Below are 17025 nucleotides of genomic sequence, written 5' to 3' on the forward strand. Positions count from 1 at the left end.
GCTTTATAGACAAGCCGCGAGAATTCTTGCCTTCCTGGGAGGATATAGATGAAACATTTATTATTTTTTGTGGGAAATATTTTTTCATTTTCAGGAAGAATCTTATACTTAAACCTACTTGGAATGATATTAATAGGGTTATTAGAGGGTATTGGAATTCTTCTTTTAGTTCCTTTTATAAAGTACACAGGTGTTTTAAATGTCGGGTTAGAAAATAAATCCCAAGTACCTTGGATTGATAATATATTTGATAGTATTCCTCAAGAGATTAGGTTGGCAATTATATTGGCAATCTATGTTGGTATAATTATTGGACATAGTTTTTTTCAACGAAATCAAACAATCTTAAACACACAAATACAACAAAAGTTTCTTAGTCATTTAAGAAATGAAACCTATAAGGTTCTCATGCAGACAAACTGGGGATTCTACTTAAAGAATAGAAAATCAGATATTATCAATGTAATGACTACAGAGATTATTCGCGTAAGTAGTGGAACTAATTTGTTTCTAAACTTTGTAGCTGCTTTAGTTTTTACTTTGATTCAGGTAACCATCTCATTTTGGTTGTCCCCAATAATGACAATTACGGTTTTGATTTTTGGTTTCGTACTTATCTTTTTTTCGAAAAGATTTATAAAAAAGTCAAGTAAGATAGGAGAAGAAACTATTTTATTATCGAAAATCTATATGGCGGGAATATCTGATCACTTTAACGGAATCAAAGATATTAAAAGTAATTCATTGGAAGAATCGCATATAGATTGGATGCAATCATTTAGCTTGAAGTTTGAAAAAAATGTAGTCAATTTAATAAAATTAAAGACTAAATCACAACTAATTTTTAAAGTTGTTTCTGCTTTTTTAATAGCAGGATTTGTGTATTTTTCAGTTAAAATGTTTCAGGCACAACCGGCTCAGGTTATGTTGATAGTCGTTATTTTCACTAGAATTTGGCCAAGATTAAGTGGTATTCAATCAAATTTAGAGCAATTGGGAGAAATTGAACCATCTTTTAAGTATCTAATCTCCATACAAGAAGAATGTAAAAAAGCCAAGGAAATACATGGTAACGAAAATACTAATATTAGTGCGATTAAAATAAAAAAAGGATTACAATTTCTAGATGTAACTTTTCGCTATAATATAGATCAATCCCTGTATACTCTTAAGGATATAAATCTAAAGATTCCTACAAATAAAATGACAGCAGTAGTTGGTCGTTCAGGCGCAGGAAAGAGTACATTAATTGATTTGTTAATGGGGCTAAATAAACCAGAAGAAGGTCAAATATTAATTGACGGGATTCCTGTAAAAGGGGAAAATTTACTACCACTCAGACGTTCAATAAGTTATGTTCCGCAAGATCCTTTCCTTTTTAATGGAAGTATTAGGGAAAACTTACTTATGATTGAACCACATGCTACGGATGAACAATTATGGAAGGCATTAGAATTTTCTTCTGCAGCTGAGTTTGTTTCAGGGCTTCCTAAAGGGCTTGATACCCTTATAGGAGATCGTGGTATTAGACTATCTGGAGGTGAACGTCAACGCCTAGTTTTTGCTCGAGCAATATTAAGGAAACCATCAATTCTTGTACTGGACGAAGCAACCAGTGCCTTGGATTCGGACAATGAAGCCAAAATTCAGGCTGCACTGGAAAAATTAAAAGGCGAAATGACAATTGTTGTTATTGCTCATCGTTTATCAACCATAAAAAATGCCGATCAAGTTATAGTATTAGACCAAGGGCGGATTATTCAACAAGGGGGATACAATCAATTAGCTTCCGATAAAGAAGGAATATTTAATCACCTTTTAGAGCAGCAAATGAATGCCGTGTAATTAATTCTAAATATGTTATGAATTGTCAGTAAGTCATTGACATGTTCTATATATAGAACTAAAATAAGGGTATGAAGTTTAATGATCATATCATTTCTATACATCTAATGATCAAATCATTTCTATAATACATCTAAAAAATATACCCTTTTTTTTGTTTTGTTTGTTCTGTGTGGAGAACAAAGAGCGGGGGGTAAAAAATGAAGGTAAGGTGGTAAAATGGTTAATTTTAACGAGCCGAATTATAAAGCAAAAGATATTAACCTAAAAGAAATTTTTATCCTTTTAAAGAAAAGAGCTTGGATCATTTTCTTGCTTACAATTATTTCTACTGGAATAGGTTATGTTTATAATTCTTCCTCAACCACCTATCTGTATTCTACTTCTGCAAGGATTTATATTGATGCTGAAGGTGCAAGTCTAATGAAGACCCTTCAAGTTATTATAAAAGATTCCTCTGTTTTAGAAAAAGTTGTAGAGGATTTAAAGCTGAATCGAACACCAGAAGCATTAGCCAATCAAATTACGGTACAAAATGTAGAAGAATCCCAGGTAATCAGCATTAGTGTTATTGATCAAAACCCAAACCTTGCTGCTAATATAGCAAATACAACTGCAGAAATATTCCGGAAAGAGGCGCCTGATATTGTTGACTTTAAAGCTATGAAAGAATTATCCGAAGCAAAGGTCCCAATAAATCCAATTAACGAGAAGTCAAATCGGCCAGTAATCTTAGCTTTTATTATTGGTATTGCTGCAGGAATAGGTTTTGTATTCTTACTCGATTCATTAGATAACAGCTTCCGTTCAAATAGGGAAGTGGAAATATTGCTGGAATTACCTGTCTTAGGCAGAGTATCCAAAATGAACAGTAAAAATATAAACATGAAAAGTAATATACAATCTGCAGTAAATATGGGGGGTGAGAGCAGTGTTACTAAGTAAACGAAAAATAGCTACAAGACAAAGAAGGAACTTAGTTACATACTCAAATCCTGATTCGCTGATTGCTGAGCAATTTAGGGAAATTCGAACAAATATTTCCTTCGTAACAAAAAAAGGAAAGTGTCCTGTATTATTAATTACATCTCCAGCTGGAGGAGAAGGCAAGTCTACTACTGCTGCCAATCTGGCTGTTTCCATGGCTTCACAAAAAGAAAATGTTCTATTGATTGATGCAAACTTAAGGGAACCCGCCTTGGATTATATTTTTAAGATTTCACATTCAGTAGGTCTGACCGATGTACTTGTAGGTAAAGCTTCCTTAGAGGATGCCGCTTATCGTACAGAAATTGGGAGACTAGAAATCCTCACTGCGGGCATAAGCCCCAAAAATCCAACTGAGATACTGGAATCAGAAAGAATGAAAGACCTATTGCAAGAAGCTATGACAAAATATGATGTGATTTTAATAGATTCTCCAGGAGTACTGAAGGTTGCTGATTCTAGAGTATTAGCCAATAAATGTGATGGGGTCATACTGGTTGTTAGTTCAAGTTCGACTGGGCACGAAAAAGCATGGGAAGCAAAAAAAGCTCTTGAGTTTGCCCAGGCAAATATCGTCGGAGTAATTATAAATGAAATGAAATAAGTTATTGTAACCAATAAAAATTTATTGGTATTATTTTTTAATCATTTGTTCTTTATTAAGAATATATTGTGCTATAAAAGAAATTTGGCGATGTCTCCTTGCCGGTATCAATGGAGGCACTCGGTCATGCTGTGGGTTTGAAAAACCTTAGACGCCAGTCGTCGAAAGTGTGGTGTGAGGAGGGGTTGAATGCCCCCTATTTAATTAAAATCTTTCATTTTCAGGTCTGGGGACGGCCTTAAAATGAAAGATTTTAATTTATTTCGAAATAAGGGGTGCAAAAGGAATGAATGTCGATAATTATCCTAAATCGATCAGGAAGGCGGTTAGATACATTAAGCAGGGTGCCACGAGAAAAGGGCTTGAGGAAATTAGGAAGCCATTGATTACATCAAGAAGAGAACAGCCAGTCTAAAATAATAAAAGGATACGAACTTGAAGGGAAAGGAAAGAGATTATGACCTATAAGCAAAGGCTGTCTTTATTTATTTTTATTGATTCCTGTATTGTTTTATCTGCTGTATTTTTCAGCCGCTTTTTGGTGAACGGCACACTAAATGTCATTACGGCTCCCATGTTGATTATGGCTGTTGCCATCTTGTGCAGTCATCATATCTTATCTTTAAAATTGAACTTATACAAAAAAGCATGGGAATACGCAAGCATCGGAGAATTAATCATCATATTTAAAGTTGTCACCAGTTCCATTCTACTGGCAGCTATATTTCAGCAGTTGATCATTCATGAAATCTACTTCAGGCTCTTGTCCGTTACCTGGCTGCTGCATATATCTTTAATCGGTGGTTCTAGATTTTGCTGGAGAATGTATCGCGATTTGTATATGAACAAGAATACAAATAAAAGGCGGACATTGATTGTTGGCGCGGGATCCGCTGGAACGATGGTTGCCCGTCAGCTTTTGAAGAACCAGGAAGCTGGGTTGCTCCCTGTTGGATTTATTGATGATGACAAGAAAAAGCATCAGCTTGATATCCTGGGGATACCTGTTCTTGGTGGAGTCAGAAAAATTGAATTCCTTGTAAAAGAAATGAAGGTTGATCACATTGTCATTGCCATTCCGTCTCTGTGTAAGAAGAAGTTGAACATAATTTTCCAGGAGTGTGCCAAGACGAATGCAAAGACACAGATTCTTCCGATGATCGAGGATTTGGTTACTGGAAAGATATCCGTAAGTCATTTCCGAGATGTTCAAGTAGAGGATTTACTGGGCAGAGAGCCTATAAAGCTCGATATTGAGAGTATATCAGAATATCTTACTGGGAGAACCGTGCTTGTAACAGGGGCAGGAGGGTCAATAGGGTCAGAAATATGCCGTCAGATTGCCCCATTTAATCCCGCCCGGCTTATCTTATTAGGTCATGGTGAAAACAGTATTTACTCCATTGAAATGGAGTTGAAAGAGAGCTTTGGGAACACTGACATCCTGTTCATTACCGAAATCGCCGATATGCAGGATGGAGATAAAATGGATCAAATCATGAGTACTTATACTCCGGATGTGGTCTACCATGCAGCTGCCCATAAACATGTTCCTCTCATGGAAAGAAACCCGGAGGAAGCGGTCAAAAATAATATATTAGGAACACTCAATGCCGCAAGAGCCGCCAGTTGGAATGGAGTTAAAACCTTTGTGATGATTTCCACAGACAAAGCTGTTAACCCTACCAGTGTAATGGGATCAACAAAAAGGCTGGCTGAAATGATCATTCAGGCAATGGACCAAAAGAGCGCTACTAAATTTGTTGCGGTCCGCTTTGGAAATGTTCTTGGTAGCCGTGGGAGCGTCATCCCGTTATTTAAGAAACAAATTGAAAAAGGTGGCCCTGTAACGGTTACTCACCCTGAAATGATTCGTTATTTTATGACCATCCCTGAAGCTTCAAGGCTGGTAATCCAGGCAGGATCCCTGGCAAGGGGCGGAGAGATTTTTGTTCTGGATATGGGAGATCCGGTGAAAATCGTAGATTTAGCAAAAAACCTTATCAAACTTTCTGGGAATTCCCTCGAGGAAATCGGGATAGAGTTCACTGGAATGAGACCAGGTGAAAAGCTGTTTGAGGAGTTGTTAAAAGAAGATGAAGTACATGATAAACAAGTCTATCCAAAAATTTATATCGGAAAAACATCGGAGCTCTATATAGAAGAAATTGAAATTTTATTAGAATCATTTAGTACTATGGAAAAAACAGAGTTAAGAGAAAAACTCTTAGAGCTCGCAAATAGAAAGTCAGCTGCAGTACAAGTTCTCTCAATACCAAGTTAGGGGTGTAAAGTTTGAAAGTTAAAAAAGCCATTATTCCAGCAGCAGGACTTGGGACAAGATTCCTTCCTGCAACCAAGGCAATGCCAAAGGAAATGCTGCCCATTGTAGATAAGCCAACCATTCAATATATCATTGAAGAAGCAATCGAATCAGGCATTGAGGACATTATCATAGTTACTGGAAAAGGAAAAAGGGCAATCGAAGATCACTTTGACCATTCATTTGAGCTTGAACAAAACCTTTTTGAGAAAGGAAAATATGAACTTCTTGAAGAGGTACAGAAATCCTCAAAGCTGGTGGATATCCATTATATTCGCCAAAAAGAACCGAAAGGACTTGGGCATGCCATTTGGTGCGCAAGGAAATTTATTGGGAATGAACCATTTGCCGTTCTTCTTGGGGATGACATTGTCCAAGCGGAAAAACCTTGTTTAAAACAAATGATTGAACAATATGAAAGATACAATGCCTCCATTCTCGGTGTCCAAGAAGTAAATCCTGATGAAGTTTCACGGTACGGAATCGTAGGTGGAAACCAAATAGATGAACGTTTTTATAGTGTAATGGAACTTGTGGAGAAACCGGTTAAAGAAGAGGCCCCTTCCAATCTGGCCATCATGGGCCGATATATACTGAGCCCAAGGATTTTTGAAATTCTGGAATGCCAAAAGCCTGGTGCGGGCGGAGAAATTCAATTGACGGATGCAATAGCAGCATTAAATCAATTTGAAGCCGTCCATGCTTTTAACTTTGAAGGTACTCGTTATGATGTGGGCGAGAAAATGGGCTTCATCCAGACAACAATAGAGTTCGCGCTCCAACGCGAGGATTTAAGAAACGATTTATTAAACTATCTCATTGCAGTTATGGATAAAGAAGTCCAAACATTAAAATAACGATGAAAGAAGATACTATCATGCATAAAAAAATTTTGTTTTGTGCAACGGTTGACTACCATTTTAAAGCTTTTCATCTTCCATATATGGAATGGTTCAAAGAACAAGGGTGGGAGGTCCATGTAGCTGCCAGCGGTGACATGGACCTCCCTTTTGTTGATAAAAAGTATAATTTACCTATAGTGAGGTCACCACTTAACCCTAAAAATCTTGAAGCATTTAAGCGATTGAAACGGATTATTGACGAGAATGAATATTCTATTGTAGACTGCCATACACCTGTTGGAGGCGTGCTTGCAAGGCTGGCATCCAGAGATTCAAGAAAAAAAGGGTCAAAAGTAATTTATACAGCTCATGGCTTCCATTTTTGCAGCGGTGCCCCAATTATAAATTGGCTTATTTACTATCCAGTTGAAAAGTGGCTGGCCAGTCTAACAGATTGCCTTATAACCATTAATGAGGAAGACTTTAGGTTAGCAATAGATGATAAATTTAGGGCGGGAAGAATTGAGCATGTTCATGGGGTAGGAGTGAATACGGATAAATTTAAGCCGGTAGACATAGAACGTAAAAAGATCCTAAGAGCAGCCTACGGCTATAAACCCGAGGATTTCATATTGTTTTATGCGGCAGAGTTTAATAAAAATAAAGATCAAAGATTACTTATTGAAGCTCTTTCTTTAATTAAAAATGATATCCCGAATGCAAAACTGCTGCTTGCAGGGGAAGGAAATCTTTTAGAGGAATGCAGAAAACTAGCCAAAGATCTTAGAGTAGATTCCATGGTTGATTTTTTAGGGTACCGAAAGGATATAGAACAGCTGTTGAAATTAGCTGATGCAGCTGTTGCCTCGAGTAGAAGAGAAGGACTTCCAGTCAATATCATGGAGGCAATGGCCACTGCTCTTCCAGTCATAGCCTCCGATAATCGGGGGCATAGAGAACTGATCATTAATAACAAGAATGGATGGATTATTGAGGATGCAAACGTTTATGAATTCGCAAATAAAATCAAACTTCTTGCGAATCAGCGCAGTTTTCTTTCCAAACTTGGAACCAATGGAAGGAAGCTGATCCTTCAAAAATACAGTACTAGTAAAATACTTGAAGAAAAGAGCTTATTATACAAATCATATATGGCAGAAGGGGAGGGTGCAGTATGGGCAATCCCTTAAGGATATTGCATGTGGTGGTCAACATGAACCGTGGCGGGGCAGAAACATTATTAATGAATCTATACCGTAATATTGATCGATCCAAAATCCAATTCGACTTTCTAACAAGTAAAGAAGGCGTTTTTGATGAGGAAATTAAGGATATGGGGGGAAGAGTTTACCGAATTCCTTATATTTCTGATGTTGGTCATTTTGGTTATATTAAGGAATTAAACAAATTTTTTTCAAGTAACAACGGATATAAAATTGTCCATTCCCACCTAGATAAAATGAGTGGGATTGTTCTTCGGGAAGCGAAAAAAGCCGGAATTTTAATAAGAATTTCCCACAGCCATAATACACAGAGTGAAGGTGGGCTGGCTGCTAAACTATATAAATGGTACACTGGCAAGCTTATCCTTCCAAATGCAACAAATTATTTTGCCTGTTCCCGGGATGCCGCACAATGGTTATTTCCCAAAAACACGAAGAATACAACTGTTTTAAAGAATGGGATAGAGTATCAACAATTTGCCTTTTCGCCAAATACACGTAAGCAAGTTAGGGGCGAGTTAAACATTCAAGATGATTTTTTTGTGCTCGGGCATGTAGGAAGATTTTGTTTGCAAAAAAATCACACATATCTTTTAGATATATTCGCAGAATTCCAACAGACTAATGAGAAATCAATTCTTGTCCTTGCAGGTGAGGGGCCGCTGAGAAAAGAGATCAAGCAAAAAGCCTGGAGGCTTGGTTTAGTAGATAAGATTCTTTTCTTGGGAGTAAGAAGTGATATTCATAGATTGCTCCAAGCCTTTGATTTATTTGTCTTTCCCTCTTTACACGAAGGTTTGCCTGTTTCACTTGTTGAGGCACAGGGCTCTGGCCTGCCATGCATTATATCAAGCGAAGTTTCTCGTGAAGTGGATCTTGGATTGAATTTAATTGAGTACGCCCCTTTAGATAACGCGAATGGTTGGGTTGAAAAAATAAAAATGACTGCTGAAAACAGGAACAATCGTAGTATTAAATCCAATAGCTTCATAGAAAAAGGGTATGACATTAAAGAAAGTGCCTATAAGTTGGAAGAATTTTATTTAAAGGCTGAAGGTATAACGATATGAAGAAATTAACGGTTTTTACACCTACTTATAATCGGGCGTATTGCTTGGGAAAGTGCTATGAAAGCCTGGTGAAACAGACCTGTAAAGATTTCATTTGGTTAATAATTGACGATGGATCAAGCGATGGAACAAAAGAATTGGTAGAGAGTTGGAAAAAGGAAAATAAAATTGATATTAAATACGTTTGGCAGCAAAACATGGGGATGCATGGTGCGCATAATACCGCCTATGAGCTAATAGATACTGAATTAAATGTGTGTATTGATTCTGATGATTATATGCCAGAGCAAGCGGTTGAAAAAATTATTTCTATGTGGGAAAAGGACGGAAGCAATAAAATCAGTGGATTAATTGGCCTAGATGCCCATACTGAGGGAACAATTATCGGAACAAAGCTTCCAGGACAAATAGAAACATCAACTCTCTTTGAGCTTTACAATAAGTACGGAGTCACTGGGGATAAAAAACTTGTATATCGAACTGAGCTTACAAAACTGTATCCTTACCCTCTTTTTCAGGGCGAAAAATACGTTGGGCTGGCATATAAGTATTACAAACTGGACCAAAAATATAAGATGTTGCTCATGAATGAAGTTCTATGTTGTGTTGAATACCTAGAAGACGGTTCATCCCTAAATATGCTCAGGCAATACCTCAAAAATCCAAAGGGGTTTGCTTTTTATAGGAAAGAGTTGATGAAGCTGCCGTTTGCAAGCAATTCATTTAGATTCCGTCAGGCCATTCATTTTGTATCAAGCAGCATTATGACAAAGAATTGGCAGTTCTTGAAGGAAACACCCCAAAAAACAATGACAATCTTTGCTATCCCTTTAGGTATTTTGTTATATCTATATATTTCATCTAAAACACGAACTGCCTGAGGTAGTTTTTTATTGGAGTGAAGCAATTCCAATGTAATTGAAAGGGTAATTCCTACATGACTATATTATGGATTAATCTTGCCTTAGTCTTTCTACTTTCTTATTTTGCACGCTATTTTGCTTTAATACCAACTGGAACCTATATACCAGCAACTATTCGGCCAAGCAAAATCTTAATGTTGGGAACCATGTTGTGTTTTGTCCTTGTATCAGGTCTAAGGACGAATATTGGTGATACTTTTTTTTATATGCATGCCTTTGAAATGCATGATTTTACGTGGGACTTTATATTATCTCAGAAGGATATAGGTTTTGGTGTTCTTCAAATGATTTTAAGGTTGCAATCGAATGATGCACAAATTCTCATTTTTACTACGGCTGCGATTACTAATATTCTTATTATTTTTGTTTTGTATAAGTACTCTAGGTTATTTGAGATAAGTATTTATTTTTACATTACAGGTGGCTTGTTTTTAGTTTCCATGAATGGGCTTAGGCAATTTTTGGCAGCCTCAATTGTTTTTGCTGCAACCAATTTCTTAATTGAAAGAAGTACGCTTAAATATTTTTTGATTGTCATCTTTGCATCAACTTTTCACATTAGTGCACTAGTTCTCATTCCAATCTATTTTTTTGTAAAATACCGCGCTTGGTCAAAAGCTACTCTTGTTCTATTAGCTTTTGCGTTACTTATTGTTTTAGGATTTGAATGGTTTTCCTCATTCCTTTTTTCAACAATAAAGGATACCCAATATGGGGAATATCAAAGCTTTGCCGAAGGTGGGGCCAATTTTCTAAGGGTAGGGGTTTGCAGTGTACCCATTATAGTTGCTTACATGGGGAGAGAGAAATTAAGGAGAATCTTCCCTGAAAGTGACTATATTGTAAATTTGTCTTTAATAGGTTTAGCCATTATGTTAATTGCTACTCAAAACTGGATATTTGCCAGGTTAGCTATTTATTTTCAATTGTATCAAATAATATTGGTTGGCTGGATAGTAAAGCTTTTTAGTGAAAGGCAACAACGATTTGTTTATTACGGGATAATTGTTTGTTATTTTCTCTATTACTATTATGAATGTGTTATTAGTTTAAACATTGTATATAAAAGCAATTTTTTTAATATACCATAAAAGATTAATGTCTTTTTAACTAAAAAAATTAAAGAAATATATTGGAGGTGTTGTGAATGGCTATCCTTATTACTGGAGGAGCTGGGTATATCGGGAGTCACACTTGTGTAGAGTTATTAAATGGCGGCTACCAAATTGTAGTTCTTGATAACTTTAGTAATAGTAAACCAGAGGCGATAAGGCGTATTACTGAAATTACAGGAAAGCAGTTCATGTTTTATGAAATCGATTTATTGGACAGAGATAATTTAGAAAAAGTTTTCACAGAAAATAACATAGAAGCGGTAATCCATTTTGCTGGATTAAAAGCTGTTGGTGAATCCGTTGAATTTCCGCTTAAGTACTACCACAACAATATAGTGAGTACTATTGTTCTCAGTGAGGTAATGAACAAATTTGATGTGAAAAAATTGGTATTCAGTTCTTCTGCAACAGTATACGGAATCCCGGATAGTTGTCCAATTTCAGAGGATTTCCCATTAGGAGCTTTAAACCCCTATGGCAGAACAAAATTAATGATTGAAGATATCTTCAGTGACCTCTATGCATCTGATTCTGAGTGGAGCATTACTTTATTAAGGTATTTTAATCCAGTAGGGGCGCATAAAAGTTCAAGGATTGGGGAAGATCCCAATGGAACCCCGAACAATCTCATGCCTTACATAAGTCAAGTGGCAGTTGGGAAGTTACCGTATCTTAATGTTTTTGGGAAAGAATACCCAACTCCTGATGGAACAGGTGTCAGAGATTATATCCATGTACTCGATTTAGCCTTAGGACATGTAAAAGCACTTGGTAGAGCATTAAATGCAAAAGGGATCGAAGCATATAACCTTGGTACAGGAAAGGGTTATAGTGTAATGGAAATGATAAAAACATTTGAAAGAGTAACAGGTATAGACATCCCTTATAAAATTGTTAATGCTAGGCCAGGCGATACAGCGATCTGTTTTGCGGATCCAAAAAAAGCCAAAAAAGAACTCGATTGGATTGCCAAGTATGGTGTGGAGGAAATGTGTGCCGATTCTTGGAATTGGCAAATTAATAATCCTAACGGTTATGACCATAAAGAGTTAGCATTTATAGAAAAGTAGGAATCCCAGTTCTCAAGGAGATAGGGATTTTTTTATGTATTTTTTTAAGTGGGTGGAGTGAAATGGACAATTTACAGGAAAAGCAAGAACAGTTTAAAGCATTGTTAATTGATATTTTTACAAAAGGGCAAGATTCTAATTCTATTGAGATAAATGAAATGATTAGTGAGATTAAAACTAAGTTAATCAATGTTATTGAAAGTAATCAAGCGTAATAATGCTTTTATTTGTTTATTTAGGAGTTGCAATAAGATGAAGAGGCTCTTTGATTTAGTTATATCGCTAGGTTTATTTCTTGCTCTTATTCCAGTGATGTTGATCGTTGGGATAACCGTTCGTTTAGGACTTGGCTCTCCCATCATTTTCAAACAACAACGTCCAGGTTTGCATGGGAAACCTTTTTATCTTTATAAATTTAGAACTATGAATAACAAAACGGATTCATTTGGGAATCTGTTTCCAGACAACGTAAGATTAACCTCTTTAGGTAAGTTTCTAAGACGCATTAGTCTTGATGAATTGCCTCAATTGATCAATGTGATAAGGGGTGATCTTAGTCTCGTAGGGCCTAGACCCTTGTTAATGGAATATCTTCCTTTATACACCGGTGAGCAAGCAAAAAGACATTTAGTCCGTCCAGGAATCACGGGTTGGGCCCAGGTAAACGGGCGTAATAATATTGAATGGGAAGAAAAATTTCAAATGGATGTTTGGTACGTAAACAATCAATCATTTTTCCTTGATATTAAAATTTTAATCCTTACAGTGGATAAAGTGGTAAGGGCAGAGGGGATAAATCAGCCTGGAAATGCCACCATTGAAAGATTTAAGGGAACAAATTCAATGTGATGAGGGAAAGAAATGAAAATTGCTCTTATAGGAATAGGCGGTCACAGCAAGGTAATTCAAGAAATGATAAGTGAACAGGCTGGATGGGAGATTATAGGATATTTTGATGATCAGTATGAACAGGAATTTTTCAAGGATGAATGTTACTTTGGACCTATTCAAACCTCATTAAAGATGCATGAATATTTTTGCGATGTTAAGTACTTGGTTGCAATTGGGAATAATCGAACTCGGAAAAGTATTGTTGAAAAGTTAAATCTTCCCGCAGATTCTTATGCTACGTTGGTTCATAAATCTTCAATAATTAGCAAGCGTGCCATAATTGGACATGGAACAGTCGTTATGCCGGGAGCTGTAGTAAATACAGATTCACAAATCGGGCAACATTCAATTATTAATACAAATGCTGTTATTGAACATGATAACATGCTTGGCAGCTATGTTCATATCTCCCCCAATGCAACATTAACTGGAAATGTAAAAGCTGGGGATGGTGTTCAAGTAGGGGCGGGTGCTGCAGTTATACCATCGAAATCCATTGGAGAATGGGCGATTATAGGTGCAGGTGGTGTAGTAATAGAGGATATTCCTTCTTATAGTTTAGCAGTTGGAGTTCCTGCAAAATCACTTAGAAATACAGGAGAAGTATGAATGGAAAGTAAATCTAATAAAAAAAGAATTTTTCTCTCTTCACCTCATATGAGCGGAAAAGAACAAAAATATATTAAAGAAGCTTTTGAGACGAATTGGATAGCCCCATTAGGGCCTAATGTTGATGCCTTTGAAAAGGAAATTGCTTCTTTTGCTGGAACTAAAGGAGCGGTGGCTGTTAGTTCTGGAACTTCTGCTATTCATCTGGCACTTACATTGCTTGGTGTTAAAAAAGGAGATAAAGTATTTTGTTCAAGTCTTACCTTTGTTGCTAGTGCAAACCCGATTCTATATCAGGGAGCAGAACCAGTATTTATCGATTCAGAACCAGATTCATGGAATATGTCTCCTCAAGCATTAGAGCGTGCTCTAAAAGAGGCTTCCTTTAACGGGTATTTACCTAAGGCTGTAGTCATTGTCAACCTTTATGGACAAATAGCAAAGATGGATGAACTTATGTCAATTTGTGAAAGGTATGGGGTTCCGGTTGTCGAGGATGCAGCAGAATCCTTAGGCTCCACATATAAGGGAAGACAGAGTGGAACTTTTGGGAAATTTGGCATCTATTCTTTTAATGGCAATAAAATAATTACCACTTCTGGTGGAGGCATGCTGATATCAGACGATATACAAGCATTGGAAAATGCAAGGTTCTTAGCTACTCAAGCAAGAGATAATGCACTTCATTATCAACATAGCCAACAAGGATATAACTATCGTTTAAGTAATATTCTAGCTGGAATTGGGAGGGCTCAATTAGAAGTATTAGAGGAAAGAGTTCAGGCAAGAAGGTTGGTCTTTGAAAGATATTTTCAAGCAATTTCTCCCATCCCAGGTGTTATGTTTATGCCTGAATTAGAAGATACCTTATCCAATCGTTGGCTTACCACAATGTTAATCGATGAAAAAGAAACGGGTCTTAGAATAGCTGATTTATTGTCAGCCTTAGCAAAAGAGAATATTGAAGCACGGCCTGTCTGGAAGCCGTTGCATATGCAGCCTTTATTTCATGATTCAAAATATTACCCTCATGAGGAAGATATATCAGCCAGCTTATTTAAAACAGGCATCTGTTTGCCATCCGGTTCTAACATGGATTTTGAGGACCAAATGAGAGTGATTAATTGTATAAAGAGTGTTTTAAAGGGAACTATGCAAGGAGTAGTGTATTCCGATATACCATAAGGATAAAGAGGTTGAAATTAATGATCGGGAAAAATATCAATGTATTAAGAAAAAGGAAAGGGTTATCCTTATCCGACTTATCACATCAGTCAGGAATATCAAAATCATATTTAAGTAATATTGAAAGAAGTTTAAATCAGAATCCCTCCATTCAAATTTTAGAAAAAGTGGCATCAGTACTGAAGGTAGATCTGAATGTTCTATTAGAATCAGATAATAACTTTAATAAACTGCAACAAACTGATCAAGAATTGGTTGACTTTATATCTGAATTGAAAAAATCCGGGATTGAAAAAGATAATATTCAAGAGTATCGGCAACTCATTGAGTTTATCAATTGGCAAAATCAAAATATTAAATTAAATAATAATTAAAGGGAAATGTAATGATGGGCAAAAATAGTATCCCAAAGATTATCCATTATTGTTGGTTTGGAAGAGGAAATAAACCAGAAATTGTTAACAAATGTATTCAAAGTTGGGAAAGGATTTTACCAGATTATCAAATTATCGAATGGAATGAAGAGAATTTCCCAATAGATTCTAATACTTATGTTAAGGAAGCTTATGAATCTAACAAGTTTGCGTTTGTTAGTGATTACGTAAGAGCCTACGCTCTCTACCATCAGGGTGGAATATACCTGGATACTGATGTGGAGGTTTTTAAAAGTTTTAATAATATACTACATCATGACTCTTTTTGGGGGTTTGAGCAAGGTAACTATATTGCAACCAGTACGATTGGGGCCACTAAAGGTAATGCTTTAATTAAAACATTCTTAGACTCATATGCAGGTAAAAAGTTTATCAAGGATGATGGTTCTATTAATGACTTAACAAATGTAGCTATCATTACAGAAATACTTAAAAGTATAGGGCTACATATGGATGGACAATATCAAGAATTAAGCGGCATAGGAACCTTTTATCCACAAACCTATTTTTCTCCTTACGACTATATTAATTGTAGAAACTTTATTAATGAGGACACTTATGCGATGCATCACTTTTACAAAAGTTGGTTACCACCTAAGGCAAGGCTTAAAAGCAACTTAAAATTATTTATTTCAAAAATTATCGGTGGAGACAATATAGCTAGAATTAGAAAAGTAGTAACGAGAGTTTAGGTGATATACATGAAGAAAAAAATATTAATAGCCTCTTTCGATATGGAGGTTGGTGGGGTAGAAAGAAGTCTAATAAGTCTGTTAGAAAATTTTGATTATGAGCAATATGACATAGATTTAATGTTATATCGTCATCAAGGTGACTTTATGAGTTTAGTGCCCAATTCACCAAATCTCTTGCCAGAATTACCACTATACTCAACATTTAGAAAATCTATTGGGGAAGTAATAAAGGAAGGATATTATATGATGGGAATATCAAGAATTCTTGCAAAAGTTAATACTTCCCTTTATCAAAAAATTAATAATTTGGAGGAACCTGGATATTATCAGATGCAGGCAATGTGGAAATACTCACTCCCCATTTTACCGAGGTTAAACAAAGAGTACGATATTGCTATAAGTTATCTTTGGCCACATTATTTTGTTGCAGATAAGGTAAAGGCAAAGAAAAAAATCGCCTGGATCCATACTGATTATTCTGTGGTTGAAACAGACAAAAAACAGGATTTAAAAATTTGGAAAAAATTTGATCATATTGTTGCAGTCTCAGAGGCATGTAAATCTTCTTTTCTTAAAAGATATTGTGAGTTGGAGCATAAAACTAAGGTAATTGAAAATATTACTTCCCCAGTATTTATTCGTAAAATGAGTAATGAGAATGTTGATAACATAATGCAGAGAGATAAACGTTTTAAAATACTAACAATAGCTCGCCTTTCGCATGCTAAAGGTATCGATAATGCCGTCAAAGCATTAAAAATATTGATAGAACGTGGATATAAGGATGTAGTTTGGTATATTGTTGGCTACGGCGGAGATGAATGCCAAATTAAAGAGTTAATAACTAAATATAACCTAAAAGATCACTTTATCCTTTTAGGAAAAAAAATAAACCCATATCCTTATTTAAAAGTCTGCGATCTTTATGTTCAGCCTTCTAGATATGAAGGAAAAGCAGTAACTGTAACTGAAGCAAAGATATTAGGGAGGCCCATTTTAATAACAAATTATTCAACGGCTCATAGCCAGATAGAAAAAGGTTTTGATGGGGATATATGTGATCTTAGCATAGATGGAATAGTAGCTGGGATTGAACACCTTTATGATTCCAAAGATGTAAGAGAACGATTCAAAGAAAACTTAAGAAATTTAGATTTTAGTAGTAAGGTGGAATTAATTAATTTATATGAACTTCTTAAATTAACGTAA

General features: G+C 35.9%; 18 protein-coding genes. All 18 read left to right on the top strand.

What is annotated here, in order from left to right:
• The first annotated feature begins 48 nt into the window (after positions 1–48).
• The 18 genes from EV146_RS19530 to EV146_RS19605 all read left to right on the top strand — a co-directional run bounded on the left by EV146_RS19530 (position 49) and on the right by EV146_RS19605 (position 17025).
• Entirely contained in the window at positions 49–1845 is a 1797-nt protein-coding gene (locus EV146_RS19530; RefSeq protein ID WP_132009816.1) for an ABC transporter ATP-binding protein, read from the top strand.
• A 219-nt stretch (positions 1846–2064) separates the two neighbouring features.
• A complete protein-coding gene (locus EV146_RS19535) occupies positions 2065–2790 on the top strand; it encodes a YveK family protein (RefSeq protein WP_132009819.1) in 726 nt (241 codons plus the stop codon).
• The gene (locus EV146_RS19540) at positions 2777–3436 is read left to right on the top strand and encodes a CpsD/CapB family tyrosine-protein kinase (protein ID WP_132009822.1); all 660 of its coding nucleotides are present in this window, start codon (positions 2777–2779) and stop codon (positions 3434–3436) included. Before EV146_RS19535 ends, EV146_RS19540 begins: the two co-directional genes overlap by 14 nt.
• 286 nt (positions 3437–3722) lie before the next feature.
• Positions 3723–3851: a hypothetical protein gene (locus EV146_RS28200; RefSeq protein WP_258236023.1), complete on the top strand. Its 129-nt coding sequence runs from the start codon at positions 3723–3725 to the stop codon at positions 3849–3851.
• Positions 3852–3893: 42 nt separating this feature from the next.
• Positions 3894–5720: a polysaccharide biosynthesis protein gene (locus EV146_RS19545; RefSeq protein WP_132009825.1), complete on the top strand. Its 1827-nt coding sequence runs from the start codon at positions 3894–3896 to the stop codon at positions 5718–5720.
• Positions 5721–5731: 11 nt separating this feature from the next.
• The gene (galU, locus tag EV146_RS19550) at positions 5732–6616 is read left to right on the top strand and encodes a UTP--glucose-1-phosphate uridylyltransferase GalU (RefSeq protein WP_132009828.1); all 885 of its coding nucleotides are present in this window, start codon (positions 5732–5734) and stop codon (positions 6614–6616) included.
• Between the two features lie 20 nt (positions 6617–6636).
• Positions 6637–7791 carry a glycosyltransferase family 4 protein gene (locus EV146_RS19555; RefSeq protein ID WP_132009831.1) on the top strand — a complete coding sequence of 385 codons (1155 nt, stop codon included), beginning with the start codon at positions 6637–6639 and terminating at the stop codon, positions 7789–7791.
• Complete coding sequence (locus EV146_RS19560; RefSeq protein WP_132009834.1) at positions 7776–8894, top strand: glycosyltransferase family 1 protein; 1119 nt, start codon at positions 7776–7778, stop codon at positions 8892–8894. The genes EV146_RS19555 and EV146_RS19560 overlap by 16 nt, the downstream gene beginning before the upstream one ends.
• Positions 8891–9775: a glycosyltransferase family 2 protein gene (locus EV146_RS19565; RefSeq protein WP_132009837.1), complete on the top strand. Its 885-nt coding sequence runs from the start codon at positions 8891–8893 to the stop codon at positions 9773–9775. Before EV146_RS19560 ends, EV146_RS19565 begins: the two co-directional genes overlap by 4 nt.
• 56 nt (positions 9776–9831) lie before the next feature.
• Complete coding sequence (locus tag EV146_RS19570; RefSeq protein ID WP_132009840.1) at positions 9832–10908, top strand: EpsG family protein; 1077 nt, start codon at positions 9832–9834, stop codon at positions 10906–10908.
• Positions 10909–10964: 56 nt separating this feature from the next.
• Positions 10965–12002 carry a UDP-glucose 4-epimerase GalE gene (gene galE, locus EV146_RS19575; protein WP_132009843.1) on the top strand — a complete coding sequence of 346 codons (1038 nt, stop codon included), beginning with the start codon at positions 10965–10967 and terminating at the stop codon, positions 12000–12002.
• Positions 12003–12064: 62 nt separating this feature from the next.
• Positions 12065–12217, top strand: a complete 153-nt coding sequence (locus EV146_RS27175; protein ID WP_158287149.1) for a YwzD family small protein — start codon at positions 12065–12067, stop codon at positions 12215–12217.
• Between the two features lie 37 nt (positions 12218–12254).
• A complete protein-coding gene (locus EV146_RS19580; protein ID WP_132009846.1) occupies positions 12255–12851 on the top strand; it encodes a sugar transferase in 597 nt (198 codons plus the stop codon).
• 12 nt (positions 12852–12863) lie between these two features.
• Positions 12864–13502 carry an acetyltransferase gene (locus tag EV146_RS19585; RefSeq protein ID WP_132009849.1) on the top strand — a complete coding sequence of 213 codons (639 nt, stop codon included), beginning with the start codon at positions 12864–12866 and terminating at the stop codon, positions 13500–13502.
• Positions 13503–14687 (top strand): DegT/DnrJ/EryC1/StrS family aminotransferase, encoded by a 1185-nt coding sequence (locus tag EV146_RS19590; protein ID WP_132009852.1) that lies wholly within the window; start codon positions 13503–13505, stop codon positions 14685–14687.
• Between the two features lie 20 nt (positions 14688–14707).
• A complete protein-coding gene (locus EV146_RS19595; RefSeq protein ID WP_132009855.1) occupies positions 14708–15061 on the top strand; it encodes a helix-turn-helix domain-containing protein in 354 nt (117 codons plus the stop codon).
• Positions 15062–15072: 11 nt separating this feature from the next.
• Entirely contained in the window at positions 15073–15813 is a 741-nt protein-coding gene (locus tag EV146_RS19600) for a glycosyltransferase family 32 protein (protein ID WP_132009858.1), read from the top strand.
• 9 nt (positions 15814–15822) lie between these two features.
• Complete coding sequence (locus EV146_RS19605; protein WP_241993978.1) at positions 15823–17025, top strand: glycosyltransferase; 1203 nt, start codon at positions 15823–15825, stop codon at positions 17023–17025.

This window comes from Mesobacillus foraminis, from assembly GCF_004340465.1.
In the GTDB taxonomy this organism is placed as follows: Bacteria; Bacillota; Bacilli; order Bacillales; family Cytobacillaceae; genus Mesobacillus_B; species Mesobacillus_B foraminis.

Coding starts and splice junctions, on each gene's coding strand:
- EV146_RS19545 (WP_132009825.1), top strand. CDS start 3,894: ATGACCTATAAGCAAAGGCTGTCTTTATTTATTTTTATTGATTCCTGT.
- EV146_RS19555 (WP_132009831.1), top strand. CDS start 6,637: ATGCATAAAAAAATTTTGTTTTGTGCAACGGTTGACTACCATTTTAAA.
- EV146_RS19605 (WP_241993978.1), top strand. CDS start 15,823: ATGAAGAAAAAAATATTAATAGCCTCTTTCGATATGGAGGTTGGTGGG.
- EV146_RS19565 (WP_132009837.1), top strand. CDS start 8,891: ATGAAGAAATTAACGGTTTTTACACCTACTTATAATCGGGCGTATTGC.
- EV146_RS19590 (WP_132009852.1), top strand. CDS start 13,503: ATGGAAAGTAAATCTAATAAAAAAAGAATTTTTCTCTCTTCACCTCAT.
- EV146_RS19535 (WP_132009819.1), top strand. CDS start 2,065: ATGGTTAATTTTAACGAGCCGAATTATAAAGCAAAAGATATTAACCTA.
- EV146_RS19600 (WP_132009858.1), top strand. CDS start 15,073: ATGATGGGCAAAAATAGTATCCCAAAGATTATCCATTATTGTTGGTTT.
- EV146_RS19595 (WP_132009855.1), top strand. CDS start 14,708: ATGATCGGGAAAAATATCAATGTATTAAGAAAAAGGAAAGGGTTATCC.
- EV146_RS27175 (WP_158287149.1), top strand. CDS start 12,065: ATGGACAATTTACAGGAAAAGCAAGAACAGTTTAAAGCATTGTTAATT.
- EV146_RS19585 (WP_132009849.1), top strand. CDS start 12,864: ATGAAAATTGCTCTTATAGGAATAGGCGGTCACAGCAAGGTAATTCAA.
- EV146_RS19560 (WP_132009834.1), top strand. CDS start 7,776: ATGGGCAATCCCTTAAGGATATTGCATGTGGTGGTCAACATGAACCGT.
- EV146_RS28200 (WP_258236023.1), top strand. CDS start 3,723: ATGAATGTCGATAATTATCCTAAATCGATCAGGAAGGCGGTTAGATAC.
- galE (WP_132009843.1), top strand. CDS start 10,965: ATGGCTATCCTTATTACTGGAGGAGCTGGGTATATCGGGAGTCACACT.
- EV146_RS19580 (WP_132009846.1), top strand. CDS start 12,255: ATGAAGAGGCTCTTTGATTTAGTTATATCGCTAGGTTTATTTCTTGCT.
- EV146_RS19530 (WP_132009816.1), top strand. CDS start 49: ATGAAACATTTATTATTTTTTGTGGGAAATATTTTTTCATTTTCAGGA.
- EV146_RS19570 (WP_132009840.1), top strand. CDS start 9,832: ATGACTATATTATGGATTAATCTTGCCTTAGTCTTTCTACTTTCTTAT.